The 11,912-nt window shown below is 65.8% G+C and carries 8 protein-coding genes; 5 read left to right on the top strand and 3 right to left on the bottom strand.

All coding sequences use genetic code 11. The features are described 5' to 3' along the window. Position 1: 1 nt before the first annotated feature. On the bottom strand, positions 2–802 hold the full coding sequence (locus VKM35_RS03555) for an SDR family NAD(P)-dependent oxidoreductase (protein WP_324318421.1): 801 nt from the start codon (positions 800–802) through the stop codon (positions 2–4). An 80-nt stretch (positions 803–882) separates the two neighbouring features. Here VKM35_RS03555 and VKM35_RS03550 point away from each other — a divergent pair, with 80 nt between their 5' ends. The 3 genes from VKM35_RS03550 (at position 883) to VKM35_RS03540 (ending at position 4,596) form a co-directional block, all read left to right on the top strand. Next, a complete protein-coding gene (locus VKM35_RS03550; protein WP_324318419.1) occupies positions 883–1,647 on the top strand; it encodes a glucose 1-dehydrogenase in 765 nt (254 codons plus the stop codon). A 206-nt stretch (positions 1,648–1,853) separates the two neighbouring features. Further along, a complete protein-coding gene (locus tag VKM35_RS03545) occupies positions 1,854–2,564 on the top strand; it encodes a glutathione S-transferase N-terminal domain-containing protein (protein ID WP_324318417.1) in 711 nt (236 codons plus the stop codon). 262 nt (positions 2,565–2,826) lie between these two features. Beyond that, positions 2,827–4,596 (top strand): DUF885 domain-containing protein, encoded by a 1,770-nt coding sequence (locus VKM35_RS03540; RefSeq protein WP_414636543.1) that lies wholly within the window; start codon positions 2,827–2,829, stop codon positions 4,594–4,596. A gap of 169 nt (positions 4,597–4,765) precedes the next feature. Here VKM35_RS03540 and VKM35_RS03535 read toward each other — a convergent pair whose 3' ends face one another. Beyond that, positions 4,766–5,539, bottom strand: a complete 774-nt coding sequence (locus VKM35_RS03535) for an SDR family oxidoreductase (RefSeq protein ID WP_324318413.1) — start codon at positions 5,537–5,539, stop codon at positions 4,766–4,768. Positions 5,540–5,600: 61 nt separating this feature from the next. Then, positions 5,601–7,970, bottom strand: coding sequence for a S9 family peptidase (locus tag VKM35_RS03530; protein ID WP_324318411.1), 2,370 nt, complete (start codon positions 7,968–7,970; stop codon positions 5,601–5,603). A gap of 157 nt (positions 7,971–8,127) precedes the next feature. Here VKM35_RS03530 and VKM35_RS03525 point away from each other — a divergent pair, with 157 nt between their 5' ends. Continuing rightward, a complete protein-coding gene (locus VKM35_RS03525; RefSeq protein ID WP_324318409.1) occupies positions 8,128–8,397 on the top strand; it encodes a YcgL domain-containing protein in 270 nt (89 codons plus the stop codon). Further along, positions 8,390–11,695, top strand: coding sequence for an ankyrin repeat domain-containing protein (locus VKM35_RS03520; protein WP_324318407.1), 3,306 nt, complete (start codon positions 8,390–8,392; stop codon positions 11,693–11,695). Before VKM35_RS03525 ends, VKM35_RS03520 begins: the two co-directional genes overlap by 8 nt. Positions 11,696–11,912 lie beyond the last annotated feature (217 nt).

The raw sequence follows: 11,912 nt of genomic DNA, 5'->3' as shown, positions 1-11,912 counted from the left end.
CTCAGGCCGCGCGCACGCGCGCGGCGACCATCTTCAGCAACTGCCGGAAATACAGCTCCGGGAACCAGCGCTTCATGCGCCAGCGCATCGGCTCACGCAGGGTCGGGATGATCATGAACTCACCGCGCTCGGCCGCCGCGAACACCTTGTCGGAGACGCTGTCGATGGTATCGGGCGCGGTGTCCATCAACTTCACTGCGAGGTTTTTCACCTTCTCGCTGCCGATCGCCGTGTCGCAAAGATTGGTGCGGAAGAAACTCGGGCAGATCACGCTGACGCGGATGCCCTGGTCGTGCACTTCCGCGCGCAGCTGTTCGGAAAGCGCGACTACGCCGGCCTTGGAGACGCCATAAGTCATCATGCCGGGCGCACCGGCGAGACCAGCGAAGCTCGCGGTGCTGATGATCTGGCCGCTGCCGGCGGCGATCATTCCGGGCAGAAACAGGCGACAGCCGCGCACGACGCTGAGCAGATCGACTTCAAGCAGTTGCCGCCACTCGCTCATCGTGGTCTCGATCATCGGGCCACCCGAGGCGATGCCGGCGTTGTTGATCAGTACGTCGAGACCGCCCCATTCGCGCATCACGGCTTCGTGCATCTGCTCCATCGCCTCGTCGTTGCCGACGTTCGCGACCAGGGCGAGATGGCCGCCGCCGGACAACATCGCGCGGGTGATTTCGGCGCGCTCGTTGTCGAGATCGACACAGGCGACGCGAGCGCCAGCGCGGGCATAACGTAGCGCGAGCGCCTGACCCAGGCCGCTGCCGGCACCGGTGATCAAAACCCGCCGTTGACTGCTCATCCTGTCCCCCGAGACGGCTGTGCTAGGCTCCAAAGCCTTGGCAATCCGTCGAGTCTAGCCCGCTTTTTCGGAGAAATAGTGTGACCGAAGACACATTTGGCCTTTCGGGGAAAACCGCGCTCGTGAGCGGAGCCTCGCGCGGCATCGGCGAGAGCATCGCCCTGCTGCTGGCCGCGCACGGCGCCCATGTGATCTGCACCAGCCGCAAGCTCGAAGGCTGCGAAGCCGTTGCCGGAAAAATCCGCGCCGCCGGTGGTTCCGCCGAAGCGCATGCGATGCACGTCGGCGATCCCGCGGCGATTGAAGCGCTGTTCGCGCAACTCGACGCCGAGGGCAAGACGGCCGACATCCTGGTCAACAACGCCGCTGCCAATCCGTATTTCGGTCCGCTGATCGACATGGACCTGGCCAGCTACGAAAAAACCGTCGAAGTAAATCTGCGCGGCTATTTCTGGTGCACGGTGCAGGCCGCCAAGCGCATGAAAGGCAAGGGCGGCGGCGCGATCGTCAACATCGCTTCGGTCAACGCCAAGCGTCCGGCATTCGGGCAGGGCATCTATTCGGTGACCAAGGCCGGCATCGTCAATATGACCGAAGCCTTCGCCAAGGAACTGGCGAGCGCCGGCATCCGTGTCAATGCGGTGCTGCCCGGCCTGACCGAAACAAAATTCGCATCCGCCGTCACCGGTAACCCGAAACTCATGGCAATGATGACGCAGCTGATTCCGCTCGGCCGCGCCGCGCAGCCCGACGAAATCGCGCCGGCGGTGTTGTTCCTCGCCAGCCCGGCCGCGAGTTACGTCACCGGCACGACGCTGACCGTCGATGGCGGCTACCTCGCGTGATGCGCAAAACCGTAGGAGCGGCTTCAGCCGCGACTCGCCATTGCCGACAGAAATTTCGCGGCTGAAGCCGCTCCTGCAAAAACCGCGATTTCCGCAAGCAAATTGGTTCAACAAAAAGCCGCGATTTCCGCAAGCTGATCGCTTCGACGGTCACTGCGATTTCCGCAAGCTGGTAAGCGTCGAGATAGCCACCGCTGAGGTTAGACATGATCACTCTCCACTACTGGCCCACGCCCAACGGTCACAAGATCACGCTCTTCCTCGAAGAAACCGGCATGCCGTATCGCATCGCGCCGGTCGACATCGGTGTTGGCGAGCAATTCAAGCCCGACTATCTCGCGATCGCGCCGAACGGCCGCATGCCGGCGATCGTCGATGACGCGCCTGCCGATGGCGGCGCACCGCTGTCGCTGTTCGAATCCGGCGCGATCCTGCTTTATCTCGCCGAGAAAACCGGCCAGCTGCTGCCTGCCGATCTGCGCGGGCGGAAGACGGTGCTGGAATGGTTGTTCTGGCAGATGGCCGGCTTCGGACCGATGCTCGGGCAGAACCATCATTTCACGCGTTATGCGCCGGAACAGATCCCGTATGCGATCGAACGCTACACGCGCGAGACCGCGCGTTTGTACGCGGTGCTCGACGCGCATCTGGCCGGTCGCGATTTCATTGCCGGCGCCGCGCTGAGCATCGCCGACCTTGCCTGTTATCCCTGGGCCGCAGCGCACGACTGGCATCACGTCGATCTCGCCGTGTATCCGAATGTGCTGCGCTGGTACGAGGCGATAAAGTTGCGCCCGGCAACGCAACGCGCCTATGCGCTGGGCGAACAATACAGGCGCAAGACTGAAATGACCGACGAGATGAAAAAAGTCCTGTTCGGCGCAGCGGCGGTTCCGACGAAACAGGATCAGCGCTGAGCTGCTGTACCGAATCAAAGTCTGGATGGATTTCGAGCATCGGCTTACCCCGTAGGAGCGATGGCAATCGCTACTGCGCGGCATGCGAGGGATATGTCGATGGCAGTGGCCTCATCCTGACGTTCACCTCGCCAGCCTTGGTTGCGATGACCGGCTTCGCCGTTGAAAACGCCATCGCTCCTACGGGGCAGCCGCAAACATGACCAATGCCCCATTTCGCCTTCCTGCAGCGCAGCGCAAGCTGCCTCACCTTCCCGAGGACATGCCGATGTCGACACGATTGATCCTGAGTCTGGGCCTGCTGGTCAGCGTGGCCGCGCAAGCGGCGCCACCGGTTGAAAAGCCCTGGGTTACGGCCAGCAACGCCAATACCCGTCTGTTGCTGGAAGCGCAGGCGCGGTTCGGGCCCGAGGATGCCTCGTCCAGCGGTCTGAGCGAATACGACGGCCTCGCCACCGATCTCGGTCCCAAGCTCAGCGAGCGCTACATCGCGGCGATGACCGCGACGCGCGACGAATTGCAGCAGCGTCTCGCTGGTGAGAAAGATGCCAACGTCCGCCAGGACCTGCAGATCCTGATCGGCTCGATCAACGACGAGATCGTCGGCACCCGCCTCGGCGACAAGTACAACCTCGACTGGAACGACGTGCCGCAGATGGAGTTCGGCGGATTGCAGGGCCTGCTCGACAAACAGTTGCCGGCGAGTCGGCGGGCGAAATCGTTGGAGTTGTTGCAACGCTACACCGGCCTGTTTCCCGGCAGCACGCCGATGGTCGACCTGGCCAAGGCGCGCTTCAACGAAAGCCGCGCGAAGTCCGGCCTGATCGGGCCGTTCAAGGCGCGCGTCGAGCAATCGATCGCGAACGTGCCGACCTATCTCAAGGGCATCCACGACCTGTTCGCCGAATTCAAGATCGAGGGCGCTGGGCCGGCACTCGCGGCGCTGGACAAACAGCTAAGCGACTACGCGGCCTGGGAAAAGGCGCAGGTCTTGCCGCTGGCGCGCAGCGATTTCCGCCTGCCGCCGGAGCTGTACGCGTATCGCCTCAAGCGCGTCGGCATCGACATCGATCCGCGTGTACTGATCGAGCGCGCGCAGCTCGAATTCATGGAGACGCGTGCGAACATGCAGGCACTGGCGCCGCTGGTCGCTGCGCAGAAGAACATCAAGGCCAGCGACTATCGCGAAGTGATCCGCGCGCTCAAGCGCGACACCATCGCCAACGACAAGCTCGAAGCGCATTACCACGACGTCAACCAAGCGCTGGAAACGGCGATCAAGCGTGAGCGCGTCGCCGATCTGCCGGCGCGTCCGATGATCATGCGTCTGGCCTCGGCAGCGGAATCGGCCGCGCAGCCGGCGCCGCACATGCAGCCGCCGCCGCTGATCGGCAACACCGGTGAGCAGGGCCAGTTTGTGTTGCCGGTCGGCAACCCCGGCGCCACCGGCAAGGACGATGCCTACGACGATTTCAACAATCCGTCGGCGGGCTGGACGTTGAGCGCGCACGAAGGCCGCCCCGGCCACGAGTTGCAGTTCAGCGCGATGATCGAACGCGGCGTGTCGCAGGCGCGCAGCCTGTACGCGTTCAACAGCGTCAATGTCGAAGGCTGGGCGCTGTATGCCGAAGCCGAGATGCTGCCCAGCGAGCCGCTGGATGGCCAGATGATCGCGCTGCAGTTTCGTCTGCTGCGTGCCGCACGCGCGATGCTCGATCCGATGTTGAACCTCGGCCTGATTTCTCGCGAGGACGCCGGCAAGGTGCTGACCGAAGACGTGATGCTGTCGCCAGCGATGGCCCGTCAGGAACTCGACCGCTACACCTTCCGCTCGCCCGGCCAGGCCGGCAGCTATTACTACGGCTACGCACGGATCATGCAGTTGCGCGCGGAAACCGAACTCGCGCTGGGCGACAAGTTCGATCGCCTCACCTTCAACAACTTCCTGCTCGACCAGGGCCTGCTGCCGCCAGACTTGCTGGCGAAAGCCGTGCGCGAAGAGTTCGTGCCGGCGCAGCGCGCGAAGAAATAAGCGATTGGTTTTTGCGGCGGCGAAAAACCCGGCCTCGCGCCGGGTTTTTTGTGCGGCTATTGGTAGGAGCGACGCAAGTCGCGACTATTCGGTGTGCGGCCGTTCCGACAACGCCAGCAGCCCGCTAGAACGCTCACCTTGCCAGCCTTGGTCGCGACTTGCGTCGCTCCTACAGCGTCCTTGTCTGTCCGCCATCGACATCCAGGATCGCGCCCTGGCAGTAGCCGGCCTGCGGCGACAACAGAAAGGCGACGGCATTGGCGATTTCCTCCGGCCGGCCGAAACGGGCGACGCGGAACTCCTGCGCGAGGCGCTGCCCGGCGCTCGCGGCATCGATGCCGTGCTCGCTCGCGAAAGCGACGACGCGCGCCTGCAAACGCTCGCTGGCGATCGAACCGGGATTGATCGCGTTCACGCGCACGCCATCGCGCACGCCGCGATCGGCCAGCGCCTTGGTCAGGTTCAACACCGCGGCATTGACCGCGCCGCCGATAGTGAATTCGGCGCTGCCAGTGCGGCCGCCGACGCCGCTGATGTTGACGATCGCACCGGTGCTGGCTTGCAGCGCCGGCCACGCCGCGCGACACAGGCGCATCGCACCGAAGAATTTCAGCGCGAAGCCGTCGTCCCAGTCGGTATCGGGAAGCGCAAGAAAATCGCCGCGTTTGGTTGCACCGGCGTTGTTGACCAAGGCATCAAGTCGACCAAAGCGCGCGACTGCCGCCGCGATCAGAGCCGCTGGCGTGTCGGCGTCACGCAGGTCGGTGACGACGATCAGGCTTTCGCCAGGCAGAGAAGCTGCGGTCTGCTCCAGCCCATCGCGCGAACGCGCCGCCAGCACTACGCGCATGCCTTCAGCGGAAAGCATCTGCGCAATCGCGCGGCCGATGCCGCGGCTGGCGCCGGTGACGATGGCGACTTTGTCTTGCAGTTGCAGGTCCATGCGATGTTCCGTGTTGTAGGAGCGACGCGAGTCGCGACTTGCGTCGCTCCTACGGGTGTCGTTATTTCAACGTGCGTTCGAACAACTGGTCGATGCGACGATATTCGTCGAACCAGCTTTCCGGCTGCACGAAGCCATGGCGTTCCATCGGGTAGGGCGCGAGCTGCCAGTGGTCCTTGCGCAGTTCGATCAGGCGCTGCGACAGACGCACCGAATCCTGGAAGAACACGTTGTCGTCGATCATCCCGTGCGCGATCAGCAGGTCGCCGCGCAGGCCTTCGGCGAATTCGATCGGCGAGGAAACCTTGTAGGCCTCGGGATCGACATCGGGCGTGTTGAGGATGTTCGAGGTGTATTCGTGGTTGTAGGTGCTCCAGTCGCTGACCGGGCGCAGCGCGGCGCCGGAACGGAACACGTCGGGTGCCCGAAACAGCGCCATGAAGGTCATGAAGCCGCCGTAGCTGCCGCCGTAGATGCCGACCTTGGTGGCATCGCCCTGCTGGTTGGCGACCAGCCAATGCACGCCGTCGATGTAATCGTCGAGTTCCGGATGCCCCATCTGCCGGTAAATCGCCGTGCGCCAGCTGCGGCCGTAACCTTCCGAAGCGCGGTAGTCCATGTCGAGCACGATGTAGCCCTGCTGCACCAGCAGGTTGTTGAACATCTGTTCGCGGAAATACGCCGGATAACGCGCGGAAACATTCTGCAGATAGCCGGCGCCATGCACGAACATCACCAGCGGATATTTTTTTCCGGCTTCGAGTTGCGCCGGGCGGTAGAGCTTGGCCCAGATCATGCCGGCGCCGTGCGTGGACGGCACCTGCACGTACTGCGGTTCGATCCAGCTGCGCGCCTTGAAGTCGGCCGTGCGCGTGTCGGTGAGTTTGGTCGCCGCGCCGCCGCTGCTGGCGACAATCGCGAGCTGGCTGGGCAGGTAGCTGGCCGAGTACTGCACCAGCAGCTTGCTGCCATCGGGCGAGAGCGTGAAACCTTCGACGCCATCGAGTGCGGTCACTTCCCGCACGGCGCCGCCGCTGCGCGAAACCGCGCAGACTTCGTAGTCACCCGGCCACTTCTGGTTGCAGACAAAATACGCGGTGGCGGCATCGGGCGACCATTGCACCGACGAGGTTTCGAAATTGCCGCCGGTCAGTGCAGTCGCTTTTCCGCCCGGAGCGAGCGTGTACAGATGCGAGTAGCCGCTCTCTTCCGACAGGTACCAGAGCGTGCGGCCGTCGGGCAGCCAGCCGAAATCGTTGAAGTTCCAGTTGATCCAGGCCGGATCGGTCAGGCGATGCACGGGCTTGAGCTTCGCGCCCGGCAGATCGACGGTGACGATCCAGCGATCCTTGTTGTCGATCGCACGCAGCATGACCGCGACGTTGTTGCCGTCCGCGGACCAGTGGATGGTGGCGCCGGCGCCGTTGTCGCCTTCGTTGATCACGCGCACGTCGCGTTCGCCCTTGAGCGCATCGAGCTTCTGCGCCTGGCGCATCGCCGCCAGCGGGTCGGTGCTGATGCCGGGCAGGGAGGCATAGGAAAGATCGTGCACGCTGCCGTTGGCGAGATCGACCAGCTTGAGGTTCTGCGCGATCGGCAGGTTGTGGCCGACGCGCGTGTGCACGTCCTCGACTTCCTCGTAACCCGACTCGGTGACGTACTTGGGCATCTTGCCGACGCGGCCGGTGTCGGCACCTTTTGCTGAGGTCACGACCAGCAGCCAGCGCCGGTTCGGCGACAGTGCAGTCGCGTCGATCTGGATGTCCGCACCCAGATACACCGGCGCCACGGCGCGCGACAGGTCGCCCCTGCGCAGCGTTTCGGATTGCTGGCGCAGTGCGTCGCGATCGTCCTTCTGGCGCTTGAGCGTGGCGATCAGCCGCAGCTGCATGTCGCGTTGCGCGTCCTTGGCCGGCGCGGCGGCCGGGTCCTTTTCCGCGCGCGGCAAGGCCACCGGACTGATCAGGCGATCATCGGAATTCCAGGCGAACCAGTCGGTGCCGATGCGAAACAGCACGGCGCGGCCATCGGACGAAAACTGCGGATCTTCTTCGTCGTCGGCACTGCGGGTGACCTGCACGAAACCGCCGGTATGCAGCTGGCGCTGGAAGATGTCGCCGTTGCGGACGAACACCGCGCCGGAGTGATCAAGGTTGAACACCGGCGCTTCGGCATCGAGACGCTCGCGTTCCGACTCGCCGACGCGTTCCGGCGCAGAGCCATTGCTGCCCTGCTGGTAGGTGTCGCGGATCGGCGAACCTTCGCGCTTGCGCGTGTACAGCACGTGCTCGCCATCCCAGGCCCACCAGGCCGATTCCACCGGCGGACCGATCCAGTCCGGATGCGCCATCGCCTGGTCCAGCGTGATGGGGGTCTGCGCCAGCGCCGGAGCGGAAACCAGCAGGGCGAGGGCGATCAGGCGAAAGCGCATGGACGGCTCCGTGTTCAGGAAAACGCCAAGACTAGCAAACGCCGCTGCGGCCTTCCCGTGCGCAAAGTCCCTTGCCGGATGCGCCTGAAAGGGGTCGCGGCGCTTTCCCGGGCCGGTGTTTGCGGCGACAATTCGCCACCTCCTGCGCCCGGGCACCATGCAAGCCTTCGTCTACAAATCCCTGCGCAAACCCGATGCCTACCTCTATCTGCGCGAGAAGGACGCTTTCGCGCTCGTTCCGGACGCGGTGCGGCTGCCGCTGGGAGCGCTGGAATTCGTGCTCGTTGTCGAGCTGATCGAAGGTCGCAAACTCGCGCGCGCCGACGTCGCGGTGGTGCGTAGCAATCTGATCGAGCGCGGCTTTTATCTGCAGGCACCGCAGACCGTGCTCGACCCCCTCGTGGAAGGCGGCGTCGGCGATGGCTGAGTCGCGCTCGCGCTGGCGGCCCTGGGCCGTGTTGCTGCTCGGCCTCGCCCTGGCCTGGTCGGCGCTGCTGCTGGCTATGCCGGTGCTGATCGCGTTGCTGTTGCTGCTTGCGCAACCGCTGCTGGTGTTCGGCTGGAGTCTGCTGCGCGAAAGCCGCGATCTGGCGCGGCCGAAATTTCCCCTGTTCGCCGATCTCGCCAGCATCGCGCTGTTGTGGCTGCTCGCGGGCGGCCTGCTCGCGGCAGTCGCGGCCTGGCCGCTGGAAAGTCTGCGCGAGAGCGGCGAGTTGATGCCGGCGCTGGGCTTGAGTCTGTCGGCTGGCTGCGTGTTGCTGGTGCTGTGGCGGATGTGGCCGTCGTTCGTGCAGGCGGCGCGCCAGCCGCAGTCGTTCGCTGCGTTGCTGTCGGCTTCGGGTCGCGGCGGTGAAGGCGAATCCACGCGCGGCCTCGGCATCGCACTGGCGGTTTTCGCGCTGCTCGCACTAGGCCTGTGCCTGGCCTGGCCCGGGGTGGTGCCGGTGATCGCGCGCCTGCCGCTGCTGATCGCTTACCCCTTGTTGTCGCTGGCCGTGCATGCGTTCGTGCATCGTCCGGTGGCGCTGGCGCCCTTGCCGTCGCGTCTGCCGATCAAGGAAGACAGCGTCGTGCGCGCGACCGAAAACAAGTCCGCGCCCGATCCCGCCGACGCGGATCTGCCCGTCGATGCGCGTCTTTACGCTGCCTTGCGCGCCGGTCGCGCCGATGCTGCGCTCGCTGCACTTTCCGAAGGTGGCAATGCGCATGCGCTGCCCGGCGAAGGCGATCGCGACCAGCGCAGCCTGCCGATGCTCGCGGCCTTGCAGGGCGATTTGAAACTGCTGCGCGAATTGATCAAGCGCGGCGTCGATCTCAACCTCGCCCACGGCGGCCTCACGCCGTTGCTCGCGGCTACGCGCGACAGCTGGCATGGTCGTCCGGAGGCGGTGATGACCTTGCTCGCGAACGGTGCCGATCCGCGCGCGGCCGATCACGAAGGCAACACGCCGCTGCATCACGCGGCGCGCAGCACCGATCCCGCGGTCGCGGCCCTGTTGCTCGATGCCGGCGCGCAGGTCGACACGCTCAATGGCGAAGGTTTCAGCGCGCTGGGCATCGCCTGCAACGCCGGCAACTGGCGGCTCGCGCGCTATCTGATCGAACACGGCGCGAAGCCCGAACCGGCCGGCGGCCAGCCTGCGTTGCTCGCGGCGGTGTCGGGTGAGGACGATCCCGCCGGCGTGCAACTGCTGCTGCGGCACAAGGCGCGCGTCGATGCGCGCGGGCTCGAGCAGCGCACCGCGCTGATGCAGGCCTGCGCCTGCGGCAATGCCGACATCGTCGGCGTGCTGCTCGATGCCGGCGCCGACCGCAATGCGCACGACGCGCAGGGCTTGACGCCCTTGCTGGAGGCGGCGCGACACGGACAACTCGAGGCCGTGCAGCGGCTCGCGCAGGCGCGGCCCGACGCGCAGGCGCGCGATGCGCAGCAACGCAACGCGCTGGTGTTGGCGAGCATCGCTGGCGCCGCACCGGATGTGCTGCGGCAGTTGCTCGCGCTGGGCGTGGATCCGTTGCAGGTCGATGCCGATGGTCGCCGCGCGATGGACTATGCGATCGAAGGCGGACGCTGGCCGCAGGTATCGGTGCTCGATCCCGATTATGCGTTGCCGGCGAATGTCGCCGAAGGCCTGGCCGAGGGTCATTTCGACAAGACACCGCGTGAACTGCTGCGCGAGGCGCTGCGCGCGCAACGTTTCGAATCGGCCGAGGCGATGCTGCGTCTCGGTGCGGGCCCGTCGCCGGAAGCGTTGTCGGCGCTGCTGCTGGAATTTTCCGAAGACGAAGGCCTCGCCTGTTTCGATTGGCTGTGCCGGCATGGCGCCTCCGCCGATCTGGCCTCGGACGAACACGACAGCGTGTTGTTTCATCTGCTCGATCGCGGCGGTCCGGCGCAGGCGGCGCTCTGGCGTCTGCTCGAACGCGGCCAGCCGGTCGGCGGCCTCGGTGGTCTCGCGCGTTTTCTCGATGCCTGCCTCACCGGCGAATATGTTTCGCGCGGCAACGAACAATTGGCGACCGCCTTGCTCGAACGCGGCGCCGATGCGTTCGGCGCGCGCGCCACGCTCGATCCGCCGCTGATCGCGGCGGTGCGTCTGGGCTGGTCGCGGCTCGCGGAATTGCTGCTGCTCACGGGCGTCGATCCCAACGTCCGCGATGCCCGCGGCCAGACCGCGATGCATGTCGCGGCGGCGCTGGGCCGCGAAAACGCGCTGCGCCTGCTACTGCGTTTCGGCGGCCTGCCACAAGCGCGCACACCCGGCGGGCAGACCGCGCTCGGCATCGCGCTCGCGGCCGGCCGCAGCGATCTGAGTCATTGGCTGGAATGGCGTGGCTGGGTGTTGCCGGGTCGCGCGCTGCAGCCGCAGGATTTGCCGGCAGCGGCGATCGGCGGCGATGTCGATGCCGTCGCGCGCCTGCTCGATCTCGGCCTATCGGTCGATGCCGTCGATCACCAGGGTTGCACCGCGCTGCTGCGCGCGGCTGGCGGTGGTCATGAAAGCATTGTGCAGGTGCTGATCGAACGCGGTGCCAATGCCGGCGTCAGCGCACGCACCGGCGCCACGCCGTTGTCGGCGGCGATCAGCATGCGGCATCTGGCCGTCGTCGATCGCCTGCTGCAGGCCGGCGCCGACACCAATCAACCTTTACCCGGCGGTGTTACGCCGCTGATGTTGTCGGCGGCGCTGGGTTTGCCGGAAATCGCCGGGCGCCTGCTCGCGCGCGGCGCCGATGTCGATGCGATCGACGACCAAGGCTTGAGCGCGCTGCATTGCGCGGCGCTGCATGCGTTCACCGCACGCGAACGCCAGCGCGTGCTCGCCTTGTTCGATCTGTTGCTGATGGCCGACCTGCCGCCGGACCGCGCCAACGCCGCCGGCCAGACGCCGCTGCTGTTGCTGCTCGGCGCACGCGCCGAAGCGGGTGCGGCCTGCGATGAAGACGTGCTGCTGACCGTGCTCGATCGTCTGCTCGGCGAAGACGTATCGCTGGACCAGCAGGACAATCGCGGGCTGACCGCATTGCACATGGCGGCGATGCACGGCCTGTCGCGCGTGGTCCAGCGCCTGCTGCGCGAAGGCGCCGACCGCCAGCGCCGCGACGCCCTCGGCCGCACCGCGCACGACCTCGCGCTGCTGCGCGGCTACATCGACATCGCCGCGGAATTCGAACCGGCGCGCGGCGCACCGTCACTGGCGAGGTTTTTGCGCGAGCCGCGGTAGTGGCACCGGATGCGCGATGTGTTGCACGCGCCCGGAGCACGCCACTTGCGAAAAATATCCCAGAAGAACGTCATTCCCGCGAAGGCGGGAATCCAGCGTCTTCGCTTTTCTCTAACCCAGGCGACAAGGAAAGTCGCTGGATTCCCGCCTTCGCGGGAATGACGAGAAAGAATGGCACCGTCCGCTGCGTGCGCGGAGCAAGCATTCCGTACATGCC

The sequence above is a fragment of the Arenimonas sp. genome (assembly GCF_035312645.1).
Classification (GTDB): Bacteria; Pseudomonadota; Gammaproteobacteria; order Xanthomonadales; family Xanthomonadaceae; genus Arenimonas.
Note: the sequence above shows the minus strand (reverse complement) of the source record. Positions and strands in the feature narration are given on the sequence as shown.

Bases quoted from the DNA above. Each gene is read 5' to 3' on its own strand.
- VKM35_RS03555 (WP_324318421.1), bottom strand. From the start codon at position 802: ATGAGCAGTCAACGGCGGGTTTTGATCACCGGTGCCGGCAGCGGCCTG.
- VKM35_RS03545 (WP_324318417.1), top strand. From the start codon at position 1,854: ATGATCACTCTCCACTACTGGCCCACGCCCAACGGTCACAAGATCACG.
- VKM35_RS03540 (WP_414636543.1), top strand. From the start codon at position 2,827: ATGCCGATGTCGACACGATTGATCCTGAGTCTGGGCCTGCTGGTCAGC.
- VKM35_RS03535 (WP_324318413.1), bottom strand. From the start codon at position 5,539: ATGGACCTGCAACTGCAAGACAAAGTCGCCATCGTCACCGGCGCCAGC.
- VKM35_RS03530 (WP_324318411.1), bottom strand. From the start codon at position 7,970: ATGCGCTTTCGCCTGATCGCCCTCGCCCTGCTGGTTTCCGCTCCGGCG.
- VKM35_RS03525 (WP_324318409.1), top strand. From the start codon at position 8,128: ATGCAAGCCTTCGTCTACAAATCCCTGCGCAAACCCGATGCCTACCTC.
- VKM35_RS03520 (WP_324318407.1), top strand. From the start codon at position 8,390: ATGGCTGAGTCGCGCTCGCGCTGGCGGCCCTGGGCCGTGTTGCTGCTC.